A 17,519-nucleotide genomic window follows, 5' to 3' on the forward strand; every position below is an offset into this window, starting at 1 on the left:
TGCCATTCACCTCTTTATCCTTCGTCCGGCGCGTTAGTTCGCGACGATATTGACGAGCTTGCCTTTGACCGCGATCACTTTGCGAATCGTCTTGCCCGCGATCGCCTCCGCTACCTTATCGGATTGCTTGGCGAGCTGCTCCATATCCGCTTCGTTCGTGTCGGCCGCGATCGAGATGCGGTCCATAATTTTGCCGTTCACCTGGACGACGATCTCGACTTCGGCGTCGATCGTCCAAGCTTCTTCATACGAAGGCCAAGCGACGTACGAGATCGAGCCTTCGCCTCCGAGCTTCTGCCACAGCTCTTCCGCGATATGCGGCGCGAGCGGCGAGAGCAGTTGGACGAAATGCTCCATCGCTTCCCGAGGGAGGACGTCCGTCTTATACGCTTCGTTGACGAAAATCATAAGCTGGCTGATCGCCGTGTTGAAACGCAGGTGCTCGTAGTCGTCGGTAATCTTCTTCACGGTGCGGTGCCATACGCGCTTGAACGCGTCCGTCGTCTCGCCCGCGCCGATCTTCGCGCTAACCGAGCCGTCCTCGTTCATGAACAGACGCCATACGCGGGACAGGAAGCGGTACATCCCTTCGACCCCGTTCGTGTTCCAAGGCTTCGTCGCTTCCAGCGGCCCCATGAACATTTCGTACATCCGGAGCGTATCCGCGCCGAACTCGCCGACGATATCGTCCGGGTTGATGACGTTGCCGCGGGATTTGGACATTTTCTCGTTGTTCGTGCCGAGGATCATCCCTTGATTGACAAGCTTGTGGAACGGCTCCTTCGTCGCGACGACGCCGAGGTCGTACAGCACTTTATGCCAGAAACGCGCGTACAGCAGATGAAGCACGGCATGCTCGGCGCCCCCGATGTACAGGTCGGCCGGCAGCCATTCCTTCTGCTTCTCCGGCGAGCAAATTTCCTTGTCGTTGTGCGGATCGATGAAGCGCAGGTAGTACCAGCAGCTGCCGGCCCACTGCGGCATCGTGTTCGTCTCGCGGCGGGCTTTCATGCCCGTCTCCGGATCGACCGTCTCCACCCACTCCGTCACGTTCGCCAGCGGCGATTCGCCCGTGCCCGAAGGTTTGATTTGATCCACGTCCGGCAGCAAGAGCGGCAGCTGGTCTACCGGAACCGGCTTCATCGTGCCGTCTTCCAGGTGCAGGATCGGAATCGGCTCGCCCCAATAACGCTGACGGCTGAACAGCCAGTCGCGCAGACGGTAAGTGACTTTACCTTTGCCGCTGCCGGAAGCTTCCAACTTCTCGATCATCGCCGCGATCGCCGCTTCGTTGTTCAAACCGTTCAGGAAGTCCGAGTTAACGTGCGGACCGTCGCCCGCGTACGCTTCGTTCTCGACGTCGCCGCCTTGGACAACCTCCGCGATCGGCAAGCCGAACTGCTTCGCGAACTCCCAGTCGCGCTGGTCGTGGCCCGGAACCGCCATGATCGCGCCCGTGCCGTAGCCGGCCAATACGTAATCGGCGATCCAGATCGGCACCTTCGCGCCGCTAACCGGGTTAACCGCGTACGCGCCCGTAAACACGCCCGTCTTCTCCTTCGCCAGGTCGGTCCGCTCCAGATCGCTCTTGTGCGACGCCTTCTCCTGATATGCTTTCACCGCATCCAGCTGATCGGCCGTCGAAATCTTCGCGACCAGCTCATGTTCCGGCGCGAGCACGCAGTACGTGGCGCCGAACAGCGTATCCGGACGCGTCGTGAACACGACGAGCGCGTCCTCGTGCCCGTCGATGGCGAACGTCACTTCCGCCCCTTTGGACTTGCCGATCCAGTTGCGCTGCATATCCTTGATGCTCTCCGACCAGTCCAGCTCTTCCAGATCGTCCAGCAGACGATCGGCATACTCGGTGATCTTCAGCACCCATTGGCGCATCGGCTTGCGGATAACCGGATGGTTGCCGCGTTCGCTCAGGCCGTTGATGACCTCTTCGTTCGCGAGCACCGTGCCGAGCGCCGGACACCAGTTGACCGGGACTTCCGCTACGTAAGCAAGACCTTTGTTGTACAGTTGGATAAAAATCCACTGCGTCCACTTGTAATAATCCGGGTCGGTCGTGCTGAATTCGCGGTCCCAGTCATACGAGAAACCGAGCGATTTGATCTGACGGCGGAAGTTGTTGATGTTTTTCACCGTAATGTCGCGCGGATGCTCGCCCGTATCGAGCGCGTGCTGCTCGGCCGGGAGGCCGAACGCGTCCCAACCCATCGGGTGCAGGACGTTGTAGCCGCGCATCCGCTTGTAGCGGGAGACGATATCGGTCGCCGTATAGCCTTCCGGATGGCCGACATGAAGGCCCGCGCCCGACGGATAAGGGAACATGTCGAGGGCGTAAAACTTCGGTTTGCCCGCGTCCTCGGTCGTTGCGAATGTTTTGTTCTCGTCCCAGAACTTCTGCCATTTCGGCTCGATGGACTGGGGATTGTAGCCTTGCGGCTCTTGGCGTTCTTGTGCCATGACTAGTCCCTCCTGATCAACATAAAAAACCTCCCGCCCAAGCGCATAACGCTAGGGACGAGAGGTTGAAATTCCCGTGGTACCACCCTAGTTAGCGAATCGTCCCGAAGGCGTCTCGCTCACTCGACATCTTTAACGCAGATGTTACGGCATGCTTCGTCAGTCGCCGCGAACGAACGGCTGAATGCGCATGCGGCTCCAAGGCGAGTTCGCTTCCCTGCTGGTACGGCTTCCACCACCCGCCGTCTCTCTGAACCAGCCGCGTATGAAGCTACTGCTCCTTATCGACGCCCATTACATAAAAATGGTTAGTTCGATTATAAAGAAGCAACGGCTTGCCTGTCAAGTTACGATGCGATTCGCGGCCAATCGAGAGGCGAATCGCGCGATGCCGCGTTACTTGACGCACACGAAAAACAGCCGCTCGCTCCCCGGATTCGGCGCCTCGAACGCGAAGTCCGCGTAGCAGTCGACCTTCGAGAAGCCCGCCGCGTAAAGCGCGTCCTGCAGCCAATGCCGATCATACGCGCGCTGGACGTGCGTCTCCTCGATCCGGACGTATTTGGCATCCTCCGCCTCCCCGTCCCGCGCGAAAATGGTCAGCTGATGCTCGATCTCCATCCGATCCTCGTCATAGTCGCTTGTCCAAATGTACGCCACGTCCCGTTCGTCCAGCGTAAACGGCTGCTCCTCGGCATAACGCGCGAGCTGAATCGGCGCGTGCGCGTCGAACAGAAAGGTGCCGCCCGGCTTGAGCGCCGCCCACGTCGCCCGGAACGCGTCCTCCACGTCCTCCGGCTCGGTCAAATAGTTCACGCAGTCGCAAAAGGAAATCGCGGCGTCGACCGGCTCCGGCACCTCCCACTCCCGCATGTCCTGCTGCAGCCACTGGATGGAACCGGCATCCGCGGGCAGCGCGCGCTCTGGCAGCGACTCCCACTTCGCCCGGCCGACCGTCAGCATGTCCGCGGCCAGGTCGATCGCGTACACCTGCTTGCCGGCCTGCGCCAGCGGGATCGCGATACTGCCCGTCCCGCAGCCTAAGTCCGCCACCACCTTCGGCTCGCCAAGCCTGCTCCAGGCTTCGCCCGCGAACCGGATCCAATCGGGATACGGCATCTCTTCCATCAACCGGTCGTACACCGTTGCAAATTGCCCATATGCGTGCATCATGTTCTCTCCTACTTCATCTTGATCGCTCCATTATAGCATTGCGAAGGTAGGATTTGCATGTTGCCACGTCCCCTCTTCAACGCACAGAAAAAAAGCCGAGAAGCCCTCTCGGACTCCCGGCTTCCCGCTCGGATGTCTATTAGTTCTCCGCCTGCTGCGCGGCTTCGGCGCTGAGTTTCGTCCAGTTGCCTTCCTGCGTGACGACCCCTTCGCGCATCAGCTTGCCGATCGCGCGCTTGAACGCGGACTTGCTGATACCGAACTTCTGCTTGATGACGTCGGCCGGCGTCTCGTCCGAATACGGCATCGAGCCTGCCGGACGCGATTTGAGAAAATCGAGAATCCGGTCGGCGTCTTCCACGCGACCGACTTCTTTGCGCTGCGACATCGACATGTTCACGCGGCCGTCCTCGCGGACGAACGTCACGCGCGCGCGAACGCGTTCGCCCATGCGCAGCGGCTGGGTGCGGTCCTCCGCGGGAATAAACCCATAGGCGCCGAAGCCGAGCACGCCGCCGTCGATCAGCACGAACGATCCGATCTTCAGCGTCTTCGTTACCCAGCCTTCCACCCAGTTGTTCTTCCACGACTCCGGCGCGCGGAACGTAAGCGAGGACAAATCTTCTTCCGTCGCGACATTCGCCACAAGCCGTCCGATTTTGTCATGCGTCAGCTTCACGAACACCTCGTCGCCAGGCTGCGGACGAAGCGTCTTCAGCTCGGGCTGCTCCGAGAGCGGCAGCAGCAGCTGACGGCCAAGGCCAATCTCCAGGAACGCGCCGATGCGCGGGTGCGTGTCCGCCACCACGAGCCGGGCGATCTCCCCGAGCGTGATGAGCGGCTTGTGCATCGTGGCCGCAATCCGGTCTTCCGTATCATAGAACAGGAACACGTCGAGCTCCGCATCCGGCTTCGGCTTCTTGCCGACCAGTTCCGTATAATGCAGGAGCACCTCGCTTGTCCCATCCGTCAAAAAATAGCCGAAGGGCGACACTTCGCGTGCCACCCTTAATTTCGCGAACTCTCCCGCGACTAGCGTCATGCGAATTCCACAACCTTCGCGTCAGACCAGAGCCGTTCGATGTTGTAGTATTCGCGCTCGTCGCGATGGAACACGTGCACGACGACGTCGCCGACGTCTACCAGCACCCAGCGCCCTGCGTCCACGCCTTCAATGCCTCGCAATTGAACGCCTTTCTCTTGCGCCCGCTTGCGGATCTCGGTCGTGATCGCCTGTACCTGCGTGTCCGAATTGCCGTGGCAGATGACGAAATAATCCGCCACCAGCGAAATGCCTTTCAAATCCAGCGCCACGATTTGGTGCGCTTTCTTGTCTTCCGCCGCCGCGACGACGATTCGCATCAATTCATCCGCGTTTACTGTCATAGCTCAGCCTCCCGTAATTGTAAGATTAAATCATTGCGCGCGGCCACGGTCAGCGGGAATATCCGCTTTCCTTGGGCCAGCAAATACGATATCGTCGAGTCAAATCCGGCAATCAGCGCTTGCTCAACACTATGCTCGGCTAATTCGCGAATTTTATGCACGCCGGGAAAATCCCGGCCGGGTTCCATATAATCGGCCAAACAGACGATCTTATCCATCAGCGTCATCCGCTCGCGCCCGGACGTATGAAAGCGGATCGCATCAAGCACCTCGATGTCGGCGATGCCGTAGTCCCGCTCCGCGACGAACGCGCCGACCGGCGCGTGCCACAGCTCCTTGTCGTAATACAGCAGTTCCTCCGGCATGCCCTGCTCCCGGATGATCGTCTCCATCTTGGACGTCGGCCAATATTTGGCGACATCGTGCAGGATCGCGGCTTGATCCGCTTTGTCCGGATCCGCGCCGAACCGCCGGGCTAGAATGACCGCCGTCTCCATAACGCCGAGCGTATGGGTCCAGCGCTTCGCCGGCATCTCGGCGCTTACCTTTTCCATCATCGTATTACGATTCATAGAGACCGTTCCTTTGGATATAGAAATAGACGCTGTCCGGTACATAATAACGGATCGACAATCCCGACGTCGCCCGCGCGCGGATATCGGTGGACGATATATCGATATGCGGCATCGGCGCGAATTCGATACGCCTCTGCAAGAATGAGGGCAATGCCGACGGATCCGGCAGCGGCTCGCCCGGCCGCTCCAGGCCGATAAACCGAACCGACGCGGCCAGTTCCTCGATCCGATGCCACTTCGCCAGGTCGTTCACCCGGTCGGAGCCGATAATATAAGCGAACTCGTGCCGCGGATGCCGCGACGCAAGCTCCCGAGCCGTATCGACGGAGTAACTGACGCCGCCGCGCCTTAGCTCCATATCAAGCACGCGAAAACGCGGTTCCGGCTCGGTCGCAAGCATCGTCATCTCCAGCCTGGCGAGTCCGTCCGCCCCCGGCGCATGATCCTTGAGCGGAGGCGCGTAAGAGGGTACGAACCACACTTCGTCGAGCCCTGCGGCTTCGAGCGCCGATTGCGCCGCGATCAGATGGCCGACATGGATCGGGTCGAACGTGCCGCCCATAATGCCGACTTTCAACATGTTCGGTTAGCCTCCCTTGCGAAGCGGCGCGCGCCCCATGCAAACGCGCCTAGTCAAGCTTATGGCAGCTCGATCGTTTTATTCTCTTTGGATTCTTTGTAAAGCACGATCGTCTTGCCGATGACTTGCACGAGCTCCGCGCCTGCTTCGTCCGCGATCCATTGGCCGACTTCCTTTGGATCTTCGGTCGAGTTGTTGAGCACCGATACTTTGATCAGCTCGCGCACTTCGATCGCTTCGACGACGTGACGCACCAAATTATCGTTGGCGCCGCCCTTGCCTACTTGGAAAATCGGGTTAAGATGATGCGCCTGCGAGCGCAAAAAACGCTTTTGTTTGCCTGTCAACATGTGCTGGATTCCTTCTTTCCGTTAATAAAAGCTTGCTTCTTCCTAGCCGGTCGCGCTTGCGCCCAGCGCGTCTAGCACGGCCTCGCGCATCGCCGCCACCGGAGCGTCCACGCCCGTCCAATATTCGAACGCATAGGCCCCCTGATAAATAAACATGCCCAGTCCGCCGTGAATGCGCAACCCCCGCTCCTGCGCCTCCGTCAGAAACTTCGTCTTCAGCGGATTGTAGATGAGATCGCTCGCGATGGCCCCCTCCCGCAGCCAAGCCGCCTCGACGGGCGATTCATCCGTATTCGGGAACATACCGATCGACGTCGTATTAATAACGATATCCGCTTCGCCGCACAAGGCCGGCAGCCGATTGAGCGCGGCGGTCCGGATATCGGCGCGGCCGCGAAATAGCTCCGCCAGTTCCTCGGCGCGGGCGGCCGTCCGGTTGGCAACCGTTACGTCGCGCACGCCTTCCTTGGTCAGCGCGTACAGAATGCCGCGCGTCGCGCCTCCCGCTCCGACGATCAGCACCCGTTTGCCTGCCAAATCAGGCTCCGCTTCTTCCTTCAGCGAGCGCACGTAACCCAATCCGTCGGTATTATAGCCGGTCAGTTTGCCCTCGTCGTTGACGATCGTGTTGACGGCCCCGATGATCCGCGCGCTCTCGTCGATCGCGTCTAGATGATCCATAATATCAAGCTTATGCGGGATGGTGACGTTAACCCCGCGAATGCCCATTGCCCGGACCCCCGCGGCGAAGTCGCCCAGCCGGTCGCTCGCGACGTGAAAGGCCGTATATACGCCGTTTAGCCCGGTCTCCCGGAAAGCCCGATTCATCATGACCGGCGACTTGGAGTGCCGGATCGGATCCCCGATCACGCTGTACAGCACCGTTTGGCTGTCGACGGCATTGCCGCCGGCAGCGGCTTTCGCTTCGTTCCCCAACAAATCCGTTCACGCTCCCATGCGTTAATAAGAGTCCGAACTTTGACGTAATTCCGTGCTAGATCAACGCGTCGCGAAGCATGACGCGGATGCCTTTCGGCACATGAACGTCGATGAGCGCGCCCACCTGGCTGTTCACGTGAATCCAGCCGAGTCCGGAGATGAACACGTCCACCTCGGAGCCGCGCTTCACGGTCAGGCGATGCCTCGTCCATGCCGGCATCTCTTCGAGCTGCTCCGCGCTTGGCGGAGCCAGCAGGACGCCTTTATGCTCCGCGAACAGCTCATCCGCCCGCTCCAGCTTCGTACGGTGCAAATTCAAGCCGCCGGCGACGTAGAACGTGAACGACTGGCGATCGCCTTCGACGAAATCGAAGCGGGCCAACGCGCCGATGAACAGCGTCTGCTGCTCGTTAAGCTGGTAAACGACCGGTTTGATTTCTTTCTCGGGCAGTACGGCCTGCAACACGTTGCGCGGCACGATCTCGGTCATCCGGTGCTGGTAGACGATACCCGGGGTATCGATGATATCGTGACCGTCGTCGAGCGGGATATGAACGGCGTCGAGCGTCGTGCCCGGATAGCGGGACGTCGTCAGCTCGCGCTCCAAATCGGAATAGTCGCGGATGAGCCTATTAATCAGCGTCGACTTGCCGACGTTCGTGGCGCCGACGACGTACACGTCCCGGTCGCCCCGGTGCTTCGCCAGCGATTCGATGACGTATTCGAAGCCGGTGCCGCGCTTGGCGCTGCACAAGATGATATCCAGCAGCTTAATGCCCTGCGCCTTGGCCTGCTTCTGCACCCAATTGCGCAGCCGGTTCGTGTTGATGCCTCTTGGCAGCAAATCGATCTTGTTCACGACGAGCAGCACGGGGTTGTTCCCGACGAAACGCTGCAGGCCGGGGATGATGCTGCCCTCGAAGTCGAACAAATCGACGATATGCACAACAAGGCTGTCCGTAGCGGCGATGCCGCCAAGCAGCCTTAGGAAGTCATCCTGATCGATCGCGACCGAAGCCGCCTCGTTGTAATTCTTAATGCGGAAGCAGCGCTGGCAGATGACAGGCTCCTTCTGGAGCGCGGCTTCCGGCACGTAACCCGGTTTGCTCGGCGTCTCCATTTGCAGGGTTACGCCGCATCCGGCGCATCTGCTCGTTTCTTGTTGCAATTTGGTCACTTGCGATCCTCCTCGGGCCAAAGCCCTTTTTTGCGCAGCCTGGACAGCGCAACCCGCTCGAGCAAGCGGTTGAAACGCGTCATGATACCTTCGTCGGCGGGCGATATCGCGTGAACGAGGATCGTATGCAATCCCATTCGCTTGCCGCCCAGCACGTCGGTCATCATCTGGTCGCCTATGACGGCCGTCTGTTCGGCCGGCAAATCCAGCACCGCGAGCGCCGACTTGAACGCGCGGTTCCACGGCTTGCGGGCGGCGTGAATAAACGGAATGTTCAGCGGCACCGCGAATTTCGACACGCGCGTTTCGTTGTTGTTCGAGACAATGACGACCTTGAAGCCCAAGTCGCGGACGACGTCCAGCCACTTGACCAGCTCCGGCGTGGCCAGCGGCACTTTGGCGCCGACCAGCGTATTGTCCAGATCCGTAATAATGCCTTTCATGCCCTGTTCCTTCAGCGCATGCAGATCAATATCGTAAATGGTTTTGACGCGCATATGCGGCAACAGCCGTTCAAACATGGTTTCGACTCCCCTGCTATCGCTATACCCGAAACTATACCATACAACCGGAAGAGCATGCAAAACTTGTCTGACCGCCGCAACCCCCGCATTCAGACGCGAATAACCTCCCTCGCGCGGCCGCGGCAAGGGAGGTTATTCGCGTCGTCCGGCTCTAAGCGAGCAGCCCGGGCACGATGGCTACAATATTAAGAAGACAACCGCTCGCGGATGGCCTTCGCATCCTGCTCGAAGCGCGACACATCATCCTCCGACAGCGTTATCGCGCTGTATTTCGCTTTCTCGAACGCGTGCTGCACGCGTCTGAACTCGGGCTGCAAGCTCGAGAAGCGGGATGACCACCGGTCGATCGTTTCGCGCAGCGTCTCGTGCTCAATACGGTCGAACCCTTTGCGGCGGCAGAAGCGGAGCAGCCGCTCCGTTTCGCGGACAACCCGCTCGTTGGCGTTCTTGTAGCGAACCGCGCGGGAAGGCCATAGCGGCAACGACTGGCGGAAGCGGAACAGGACGAACGCGGCTGCCGCGATCAGCGCGACGGCACCGGCGATCAACGCGACCGTTCCCCACGGTGAAGACTCCCCCGCTGCCGGCGCCGTTACGGACGGCGCCGCGTCCAGATCGGCGGGCAGCTCGATAGGCGCCGGTTCAGGCGCGTCTTCCGGCAGCGCGTACGGATAGCTGAAGCCGGTCGTCGGCTCGAATGGCAGCCAGCCGTAGCCGGGGAAATACACCTCGACCCAAGAATGCGCGTCGGAGTTGCGAACCGTATATGTGCCTTCGCCCTCCGGATTGATGAATTCCATCTCTTCCCCGCGGAAACCCGCCATCGAAGGATCGACCGGCAGCGTGCCCGGCGAGTAGCCTTTGACCCAGCGAGCGGGGATGCCGAGCGTGCGAACCATGACCGCCATCGACGTCGAGAAGTAGTCGCAGTAGCCTTCCTCCATCTGGAACAGGAAGCCGTCGACCAGATCTTCGCTCGTCCGGTTGGTCAAATCCGGCTCATTATTATAGGTATAGTTGTTCTGGAGGTATGCCTCGATCGCCTTGACCTTATCGTAAGCCGACGCCTGATCGCGCGTAATGTCCGCCGCCAGCGTCCGCACCCGATCCGGGAGCGTGTTCGGCAGCTGCAGGTACATGGCGCCGACGTTGCCGGCGTCTGATCCGGCCAAAATGTTCCGTAAGACCGCCTCGTCAAGCAGGGGCACGTCCGACACGATAGAATACGTCTGAGGATACTGAATCGTCTCCGTCCTGCCGATCAGACGAAGCTCCCACGACTTCGGCAGCCAGCGAAGACGCGGCAGCGGCTTGCCTTCCTCCTCGATCATGACGACGGAAGAGATCGGGCCGGCGCCGAACAGCACCGGAAACTTGTCTTTGCGCAGCATCGTGACCGTCTGAGAAACTTGGCTCGTCTCGACCCCTTCCGGCTGTCCGCTTTCGAGCTGCTGCTCGGCCTTGATGCCGGTGATGGTCGGCTCGTCGCGTTCGTCTCTCGCATCCTCCCAGCCTTTGCCGGTATAGAGCGCCTTCGTCTCCCCTCGCCAGTAACCGCGCTGGTTCGTCGTCACTTCCATTACGGGCGAGTAGTCGAACGTAAAGCCGCTGCCGAGCGAGGTGTCGTTGCGGCCATAGCCGGAGCGGCTATCGCCCTTCTTGGCGACCGTCTCGATGCCGATCTTGTCGCCGATCATCGAGGGGACCGCTTCGCCCCGCGATTCTTTCCACGCCGTATATGGATCCTTCACGATCGGATCGATAGAAGGGACAAATACGCCCGCCCCCATGACGATCGCGATGACCAATACGACGGAGGCAACCAGTCCGAGCGGATAGCTCAGCAAATCCCGCCAGCTCTCCGGATGCTTCTGCCTGAACTGCTCGAAGTGGCTGGCGACCAGCCAGAGCAAGCCGATCGTAATAATCAAGGCCACTTCCTGCCACAGGAAAATCGGCGTAAACAAGGAATCGATGACCGAGAGCGACAGCAGCGAGGCGCCGACCACGGTAATGAGGCCCGATTTTCGTTTGCCGAGCACGACCGAAGCCAGCACGATCAGCCATACGCCGAGACTAATCCAGAAGAAAGGAAACAGCGGCGCGAGTAAATCGGATAACCATGCTTGAACCCGGCCAGGTCCGAATTCCTTCGGGTACACGCCGAACCAGCGGAATTCGGTAAAAGCCAGATTAACGACGATCAAGGCGACGGCTTGCAGCGGGATCGACAACCGCCTCCAAGGAACCGCCAACGCCATCAGCGAGGCCGCTATCAACTGTCCGTAAATGACGGCATACGTTTCCTCCCACCACCAATCGCCGAAGCATTGCACCCATAAGGCGATAATGCCGGCCGCGAACAAGTAAGAAAGCCGCTCGAATCCGTTGACGGTTAAGTATGAAGCGATGCGCGGCGAATTCCTCATTGGCTACCTCCTTCCAGCACGGCGGGCAGTTCCTGCAAGCTGGCGACGGAATAGACGCCAAACCCGCTGCGGCGCAGCAGCTTCAGCCATTCCGCGTTCATTCCTTGGTCGCTTTCTTTGCCCCGGATATGGATCAGGAGCGGAACGATGCCCCGCCGGTTCAGCCATTCCATCGCGCGCACGGTCTCTTCGCCCCCTTGAGGCGAGACGATCACCGCGAACGAGCCGTACGGCAGCATAGCGTCCGCCTGGCGCAGCGTCCGGTATAGCGGCGTCGCGCCGTCCGGCTGGACGCGCACGAAATGATTCATCATGAGCTCCAGCTGATCGGGCGACGCTTTGGCCGAGAACCCTTCCTTCGCGGCGCCGGCCGACAACAGTCCGATCGAGGTCGAACTGCGGAAGGAAAACTGCGCGATGGAGGCGACGACCGATACGGCCAGCTCGAATTCGTCGCCGTTGGCGTAGGCACCCGCATAACGGTCCAAGACGAACACCGTGCGCGGCAGCGATTCCCGCTCGAATTCCTTGGACTTCCACTGCCCGGTGCGGGCGGTCGCGTTCCAGTGAATGCGGGACAGCCGATCGCCGTAAATATACTCGCGCACGCCGTTGATCTGCGTCGTCTCCTTGGCGGCTCGCTGGGTCGCCGACGTGGAATACGGTCCCTTAGCGCCGGTGCGCAGCTGAGGCCAGTACCGGATCGGCACCGTCTGCGGATAGACGCTGAACGGCTCGGCGTTCACGAAGCTCCCCGAATGTTCGAACAAGCCGAATATATCGCAGGTGGAGCAGACGGTAGGCGCGAAGCGGTAGATTCCTCTCTCCAGCGGAGGCGTCGTGTAGGATACTTCGCCCATCCGCTTGTAATTGGGAACGAACGACGCTTCGAATGGCAGCTCCGAGCCGTTCTGGCGAACGAGCCTGTCGCGGACGAGCACGTAAGGCGCCGGCCAGAAGCCGGGCAGCTGCACCGCAAGACTGACCTCGACTCTGGAGCCGGCCGACAATACCCGCTCTCCGCCCGCGAATTGACCGCCGAACTGAAGTTTGCGCCCGCCGCTCACGCTGCCGATGCCGCTGAAGCGGCCAAGCAGCAAGTACGCCAACAGCACGTTGAAAATACAAAACAACATCAGCGACGTCTTCCCGCCTTGGAAGAGCAGGAACAGCAGCGAGAAGACGTACAGCAGGCCGATGACCCGCCATCGGGTAAGCGCGCGGCTAAAGGTCAGCATGCGCTTACCTTTCCATTCTGACCGGCACGCTCGTTTGGCCGATCACGGCCTCGATCACTTCGTCCGTCGTCAATCCGCCGAGCCGCGCTTCCGTATGAAGGACGATGCGGTGCGCCAGCACCGTGCCGGCGAGCGCCTTGATGTCGTCGGGGATGACGAAGTCCCGTTCCTGCAAGAACGCGGAAGCTCTCGCCGCCGCAAGCAGGGAGATAGCCGCCCGCGGACTCGCCCCCAGCTGGACGCCCGAGTGGTCGCGAGTGGCCCGCACGATGCGAACCAAGTAATCGCCTACCGCCTCGTCGACGTGAACCCGGCTGACTTTCTCCATAAGCTCCGCGATCTCCCCGCTGTCCGAGACGGCCTCCAGCTTGTCCGCGGGCGACGTCGAATCCGGGGCGAGCAGCATCTGACGCTCGGTCGCGGCGTCCGGATAGCCGAGCGAGAGCTTCATCATGAAGCGGTCCAGCTGGGCTTCGGGCAGCGTATAAGTGCCTTCGAACTCGATCGGGTTCTGGGTGGCGATCAGAATGAACGGCTTCGGCAGCGCGTACGATTCGCCGTCCACCGTCACGTGACGTTCCTCCATCGCCTCGAGCAGCGCCGATTGGGTCTTCGTCGTCGCGCGGTTAATCTCGTCGACGAGCAGCAGATTGGTCATAACCGGACCCGGGCGGAAGACGAACGTCTCATCCTTCGGATGATAGATGGCGACGCCGGTAATATCGGTCGGAAGCAAATCCGGGTTGCATTGCACGCGGCGGAATTGCCCGCCTATCGTTCGGGATAAGGCTTTGACAAGCTGCGTCTTGCCCGTGCCCGGCACATCTTCGATCAATACATGGCCGCCGGCCAATAGCGCGGTCAGCAGCCGGTCGATTTCCACTTTCTTCCCCAGGATACAACGTTCCAGATTGCCGCGAATGAGCTGAATGAGCGAAAAGTCCTTGCGTGTTACTTCCATGGTATACCTCCCGGATGATAGAAAATGAACGCCATGTTATTATTTTACAAAATGTTCAGACGGCCGTATAGACGAGGTTTTGCCGAAAAAATTTGGAGGTTGTTACAGCCGCCGAGCTTCTTGCGTTTCGCGAATCGCCGATTAATATCGCCGTATAATTCCGCAACGAATTGAATCGATCCCGGACATTCGGCGTTACGATGGACCTAGACTTCGCAGGCGCTATTCTATCAACGAGCCAATCCCACATTTTGTTACAATAAACTCATTTTTCCTCTGTATGAAGACGCCAAAGTTCAGCAAACGCAAAAAAACGGAAGGGCAAGATTACTTGCCCAACCGTCTTCTGCAACGATATCGAATCCCGCTTCCGGCCGCGACCTATCCTTTCGGCCTGACGACAAGCGCCGCTAGAAACGAAAAGATGATCGCCGCCGAGATGCCCGCGCTCGTCAAATCGAAAATGCCGGTGATGACCCCGATCCAGCCGTCGCGGTAATATTCGGTCAACGCGCCGTGCACGAGCGCATTGCCGAAGCTCGTGATCGGAATCGTCGCGCCCGCGCCGGCGAAATCGACCAGCGGCTCGTAGAAGCCGAGGCCGTCGATCACGGCGCCCGCCACGACGAGCGTCGCCATCGTATGGGCGGGCGTCAGCTTCACGACGTCGAACATGAGCTGCCCGATGACGCAGATGGCGCCGCCCACGAGAAAGGCCCATAGAAAATGCATCGGTAATCCTCCTGTCTCTTATGGTTTCGCCTCGATCGCGACGGCGTGCGCGATGCACGGAATGCTCTCGCCCTGCTGGAACGACAGCGGCGAGAGCAGCGCGCCCGTGGCGACGACGAGAATCCGCTTCAAGTCGCCTTGCTTCAGCCGCTTCAGCAAATGTCCGTACGTCACGACGGCCGAACAGCCGCAGCCGCTTCCGCCTGCCTGTACCTTCTGCCGGGCGACGTCATACACCATTAAGCCGCAATCCCCGAACACGGTGTCCTCCATCGGCACGCCGTCGCGTTTGAGCAAATCCTTCGCGATGCCGTGTCCGACGGTCGCCAAGTCGCCGGTGACGATCAAGTCGTAATCCTTTGGCTCCCTGCCCGTGTCGTTGAAGTGCGCCTGGATCGTGTCGACGGCCGCCGGAGCCATCGCCGCGCCCATGTTGAACGGGTCCTTGATGCCCAGATCGACGATTTTGCCGATCGTCGCGCATTCGACGACCGGGCCGTCGCCGTCCGGCGCAAGCACGGCCGCGCCCGCGCCGGTCACCGTATACTGCGCGGTCGGCGGCTTCTGCGATCCGTATTCGGTCGGATACCGGAACTGCTTCTCGGCCGTGCAGTTATGGCTGCAGACGCCTGCCAGCGCATATTGCCCGGATCCGGAATTAATGATCATCGCGGCGAGCGCGAGCGACTCCATCGACGTCGAGCAAGCGCCGAAGACGCCCAAATACGGAGCGCCGATCGACCGGGCCGCGAACGTGCTGCTGATGATTTGGTTCATCAGATCGCCGCCGACGTAGAACGACAACTCCTGCTTGTTGACCTTCGCGTGCTTGAGCGCGAAATCCGAAGCCTGCTCCATGAGCAGGCGCTCCGCCTTCTCCCAGCTTTTCTGCTGCATGTCCAGCTCGGGGTGCACCAGATCGAAATCCGCGGCCAGCGGCCCGTCGCCTTCGTCCGGACCGACGACCGTCGCCGCCCCGATAATGACGGGTCGCTTATCGAACCACCAAGTCTGTTTGCCCCTCAGCATGGTTAATGCCCCTCCAAACCGAGCGCCATATAAATGATGCCGATGAAAAACGCCGCGACGGTGCCGTAGACGATGACCGAGCCCGCCAGCTTGAACATGTTGCCGCCGACGCCGAGCACGAGTCCCTCCGAACGGTGCTCGAGCGCCGCGGAACACATGGAATTCGCGAACCCCGTCACCGGCACCGCCGTCCCGGCTCCGGCCCACTGCGCGATTTTGTCATAGATGCCCAAGCAGGTTAACACGACGGAGATCATGATCATGACCGCGACCGTCGGATTGCCCGCCTCCTGCTGCGTCATCCCGAACGCATAGGCGAAAAAGTCCTGCACCGCTTGTCCGAGCGTGCATATAAGCCCGCCGACGAGAAAGGCGCGGAGGCAATTCTGGGGCACGGAACGCGCGGGTTCCCGGGTCTTCGCGTAAGTTTGGTATTCCTGCGGCGACATCGTCATTTTCTTATATTTCGATCCGGTCTTGGTAGCCATCCCGTCATTCATCCCTTTCCTGCAAGATTAACGCCGCCGCGGCCGATTCATGCGCCGCTGCGGCAGGCTGCGCTACAGAAAAGTATTTGTAAAAACCGCTAACCTTATGTAAAAGGCCCGCAACAGAAAAACCTCCGGAAGTCCAGCATCCGGAGGCTCGGTTCACAACAAGGCGATTAGCAGCAGCACGACAAGCAGCACGTACAAAATCAAGATAAGCAAAAGGAACGATTCCCGCAGCAACGCAATCGCGTCTCCTCTCGTGCGTCAAAATGGGCTTATAGTCCATCCTATGCAGAAAGGCGAACGGGCGGAAGCGGAAACGCCAAGGTTTTTTTCGAAACCTAGGATGCCGAAGCCGATGGAGCGGAGCCCTCGCCGGACTGCGGCGTGCGCGTCACGCTGCGTCGGCCGTCCACGCCGACCGGCACATCGCCGTCGATCGTTACGCGCCGCACGACGCGGTGCCGATCGCCGTAATCGTTCACCGCATAATGCTGGGTCGCCCGGTTATCCCAGATGACAACGTCGCCTTCCGCCCAACGCCAACGGACGGTATTCTCCTGCCGCGTCACGTAGCTTTGCAGGACGGCGAACAGATGAGCGGAGTCGGAGGATGGCAAGTCGACGAACCGTTTCACGAAATGTCCGAGCAGCAGCGAGCGCTCGCCCGTCTCCGGATGGACGCGCACGACCGGGTGCTCCGTCTCGTACACCGTGGAGGCGAACACTTCTTTATGCCGCTTGATCTCCTCCGACGTCGCTGCCGTCTTGCGCGCCGCATAGTCGTAATCGTTCGTATGAATCGCCCACAGTTTGTCGGCCAGCTCCTTGAGATGAGGCGGCAAGTCGTCATAGGCCGCGGCGGCATTCGCCCAGACGGTATCGCCGCCCGCTTCCGGAATGACCACGCCGCGCAGGATCGATGCCTGCGGATAAGCGGCGACGAACGTCACGTCGGTATGCCACGAATTGGCCCTGCCGCCATGCTGCGAATCGAGCTCGAGGACATACGACGTGCCCTCCTTGATCGGCACGGTCGGATGCGCAACCGGTTCTCCGAACGCTTTCGCGAACGCTTCCTGGCCGGCGTCGTCCAGATGGTTCTGTCCGCGGAAGAACAGTACCTTGTGACGGAGCAGTTCCTGGCGGATCGCCTCTAGCTTGGCCGGTTCCAAATCCGCCGACAACCGGATCCCTCTCACCTCGGCGCCGATTTTCCCTGCTACCCGTACCACTTCGATTCCTTGGTCTGCCGCTTGGCTTTGTTCGACTATGCTCATCTCGTTACCTCCTCATAATGGCGCTTCCCGTTCATCCGCCCATCGCTTCGGCAAATAAAAAAGGCCGGTTCGCCGCATGATGCGGCGTCCGGCCTCCAGTCACCTGGTGGGCTGATGATTCGTAAGCAATCGATATAGCATTCAAATCCGATTGGATTAGTTATATATTATGGGCTATGG

General features: G+C 60.2%; 17 protein-coding genes and 1 other annotated feature. All 17 genes read right to left on the reverse strand.

Features of this window, described 5'->3' with window-relative positions; translation table 11 throughout:
* Positions 1 to 33: 33 nt before the first annotated feature.
* The 17 genes from leuS to BCM02_RS08085 all read right to left on the reverse strand — a co-directional run bounded on the left by leuS (position 34) and on the right by BCM02_RS08085 (position 17,339).
* Entirely contained in the window at positions 34 to 2,475 is a 2,442-nt protein-coding gene (leuS, locus tag BCM02_RS08005) for a leucine--tRNA ligase (protein WP_148928521.1), read from the reverse strand.
* A 50-nt stretch (positions 2,476 to 2,525) separates the two neighbouring features.
* Positions 2,526 to 2,772: a binding site (T-box leader), on the reverse strand.
* A 99-nt stretch (positions 2,773 to 2,871) separates the two neighbouring features.
* Complete coding sequence (locus tag BCM02_RS08010) at positions 2,872 to 3,645, reverse strand: class I SAM-dependent DNA methyltransferase (RefSeq protein ID WP_148928764.1); 774 nt, start codon at positions 3,643 to 3,645, stop codon at positions 2,872 to 2,874.
* A 142-nt stretch (positions 3,646 to 3,787) separates the two neighbouring features.
* On the reverse strand, positions 3,788 to 4,690 hold the full coding sequence (locus BCM02_RS08015; protein WP_148928522.1) for a CvfB family protein: 903 nt from the start codon (positions 4,688 to 4,690) through the stop codon (positions 3,788 to 3,790).
* Positions 4,687 to 5,034 (reverse strand): ribosome silencing factor, encoded by a 348-nt coding sequence (gene rsfS / locus BCM02_RS08020; protein ID WP_148928523.1) that lies wholly within the window; start codon positions 5,032 to 5,034, stop codon positions 4,687 to 4,689. The genes BCM02_RS08015 and rsfS overlap by 4 nt, the downstream gene beginning before the upstream one ends.
* Positions 5,031 to 5,606 carry a bis(5'-nucleosyl)-tetraphosphatase (symmetrical) YqeK gene (gene yqeK, locus BCM02_RS08025; protein ID WP_148928524.1) on the reverse strand — a complete coding sequence of 192 codons (576 nt, stop codon included), beginning with the start codon at positions 5,604 to 5,606 and terminating at the stop codon, positions 5,031 to 5,033. The genes rsfS and yqeK overlap by 4 nt, the downstream gene beginning before the upstream one ends.
* A complete protein-coding gene (gene nadD, locus BCM02_RS08030; protein ID WP_187434065.1) occupies positions 5,596 to 6,189 on the reverse strand; it encodes a nicotinate-nucleotide adenylyltransferase in 594 nt (197 codons plus the stop codon). The genes yqeK and nadD overlap by 11 nt, the downstream gene beginning before the upstream one ends.
* Positions 6,190 to 6,248: 59 nt before the next feature.
* Positions 6,249 to 6,539, reverse strand: coding sequence for a ribosome assembly RNA-binding protein YhbY (gene yhbY, locus BCM02_RS08035; protein ID WP_148928525.1), 291 nt, complete (start codon positions 6,537 to 6,539; stop codon positions 6,249 to 6,251).
* A gap of 42 nt (positions 6,540 to 6,581) precedes the next feature.
* Positions 6,582 to 7,478, reverse strand: a complete 897-nt coding sequence (locus BCM02_RS08040; protein ID WP_246183262.1) for a shikimate dehydrogenase — start codon at positions 7,476 to 7,478, stop codon at positions 6,582 to 6,584.
* A 55-nt stretch (positions 7,479 to 7,533) separates the two neighbouring features.
* Complete coding sequence (gene yqeH / locus BCM02_RS08045) at positions 7,534 to 8,655, reverse strand: ribosome biogenesis GTPase YqeH (RefSeq protein ID WP_148928526.1); 1,122 nt, start codon at positions 8,653 to 8,655, stop codon at positions 7,534 to 7,536.
* The gene (locus BCM02_RS08050) at positions 8,652 to 9,239 is read right to left on the reverse strand and encodes a YqeG family HAD IIIA-type phosphatase (RefSeq protein ID WP_425466155.1); all 588 of its coding nucleotides are present in this window, start codon (positions 9,237 to 9,239) and stop codon (positions 8,652 to 8,654) included. Before BCM02_RS08050 ends, yqeH begins: the two co-directional genes overlap by 4 nt.
* Positions 9,240 to 9,364: 125 nt before the next feature.
* A complete protein-coding gene (locus tag BCM02_RS08055; protein WP_148928528.1) occupies positions 9,365 to 11,608 on the reverse strand; it encodes a transglutaminase TgpA family protein in 2,244 nt (747 codons plus the stop codon).
* Entirely contained in the window at positions 11,605 to 12,846 is a 1,242-nt protein-coding gene (locus BCM02_RS08060) for a DUF58 domain-containing protein (RefSeq protein WP_148928529.1), read from the reverse strand. Before BCM02_RS08060 ends, BCM02_RS08055 begins: the two co-directional genes overlap by 4 nt.
* Before the next feature lie 4 nt (positions 12,847 to 12,850).
* Complete coding sequence (locus BCM02_RS08065; RefSeq protein WP_148928530.1) at positions 12,851 to 13,807, reverse strand: AAA family ATPase; 957 nt, start codon at positions 13,805 to 13,807, stop codon at positions 12,851 to 12,853.
* A gap of 381 nt (positions 13,808 to 14,188) precedes the next feature.
* Positions 14,189 to 14,539 (reverse strand): stage V sporulation protein AE, encoded by a 351-nt coding sequence (spoVAE, locus tag BCM02_RS08070; RefSeq protein WP_148928531.1) that lies wholly within the window; start codon positions 14,537 to 14,539, stop codon positions 14,189 to 14,191.
* Positions 14,540 to 14,557: 18 nt separating this feature from the next.
* Positions 14,558 to 15,568, reverse strand: coding sequence for a stage V sporulation protein AD (spoVAD, locus tag BCM02_RS08075; RefSeq protein WP_148928532.1), 1,011 nt, complete (start codon positions 15,566 to 15,568; stop codon positions 14,558 to 14,560).
* Between the two features lie 2 nt (positions 15,569 to 15,570).
* Positions 15,571 to 16,056, reverse strand: coding sequence for a stage V sporulation protein AC (gene spoVAC, locus BCM02_RS08080; RefSeq protein WP_148928533.1), 486 nt, complete (start codon positions 16,054 to 16,056; stop codon positions 15,571 to 15,573).
* Between the two features lie 344 nt (positions 16,057 to 16,400).
* Positions 16,401 to 17,339 carry a TauD/TfdA dioxygenase family protein gene (locus tag BCM02_RS08085; protein WP_148928534.1) on the reverse strand — a complete coding sequence of 313 codons (939 nt, stop codon included), beginning with the start codon at positions 17,337 to 17,339 and terminating at the stop codon, positions 16,401 to 16,403.
* Between the last annotated feature and the right edge of the window lie 180 nt (positions 17,340 to 17,519).

It is taken from the genome of Paenibacillus methanolicus, from assembly GCF_008124765.1.
Taxonomy (GTDB): domain Bacteria; phylum Bacillota; class Bacilli; order Paenibacillales; family Paenibacillaceae; genus Paenibacillus_Z; species Paenibacillus_Z methanolicus.

What these genes read in the sequence shown, in the direction of transcription:
- leuS (WP_148928521.1), bottom strand. Translation starts at nt 2,475, where the DNA reads ATGGCACAAGAACGCCAAGAGCCGCAAGGCTACAATCCCCAGTCCATC.
- BCM02_RS08010 (WP_148928764.1), bottom strand. Translation starts at nt 3,645, where the DNA reads ATGCACGCATATGGGCAATTTGCAACGGTGTACGACCGGTTGATGGAA.
- BCM02_RS08015 (WP_148928522.1), bottom strand. Translation starts at nt 4,690, where the DNA reads ATGACGCTAGTCGCGGGAGAGTTCGCGAAATTAAGGGTGGCACGCGAA.
- rsfS (WP_148928523.1), bottom strand. Translation starts at nt 5,034, where the DNA reads ATGACAGTAAACGCGGATGAATTGATGCGAATCGTCGTCGCGGCGGCG.
- yqeK (WP_148928524.1), bottom strand. Translation starts at nt 5,606, where the DNA reads ATGAATCGTAATACGATGATGGAAAAGGTAAGCGCCGAGATGCCGGCG.
- nadD (WP_187434065.1), bottom strand. Translation starts at nt 6,189, where the DNA reads ATGTTGAAAGTCGGCATTATGGGCGGCACGTTCGACCCGATCCATGTC.
- yhbY (WP_148928525.1), bottom strand. Translation starts at nt 6,539, where the DNA reads ATGTTGACAGGCAAACAAAAGCGTTTTTTGCGCTCGCAGGCGCATCAT.
- BCM02_RS08055 (WP_148928528.1), bottom strand. Translation starts at nt 11,608, where the DNA reads ATGAGGAATTCGCCGCGCATCGCTTCATACTTAACCGTCAACGGATTC.
- BCM02_RS08060 (WP_148928529.1), bottom strand. Translation starts at nt 12,846, where the DNA reads ATGCTGACCTTTAGCCGCGCGCTTACCCGATGGCGGGTCATCGGCCTG.
- BCM02_RS08065 (WP_148928530.1), bottom strand. Translation starts at nt 13,807, where the DNA reads ATGGAAGTAACACGCAAGGACTTTTCGCTCATTCAGCTCATTCGCGGC.
- spoVAE (WP_148928531.1), bottom strand. Translation starts at nt 14,539, where the DNA reads ATGCATTTTCTATGGGCCTTTCTCGTGGGCGGCGCCATCTGCGTCATC.
- spoVAD (WP_148928532.1), bottom strand. Translation starts at nt 15,568, where the DNA reads ATGCTGAGGGGCAAACAGACTTGGTGGTTCGATAAGCGACCCGTCATT.
- spoVAC (WP_148928533.1), bottom strand. Translation starts at nt 16,056, where the DNA reads ATGGCTACCAAGACCGGATCGAAATATAAGAAAATGACGATGTCGCCG.
- BCM02_RS08085 (WP_148928534.1), bottom strand. Translation starts at nt 17,339, where the DNA reads ATGAGCATAGTCGAACAAAGCCAAGCGGCAGACCAAGGAATCGAAGTG.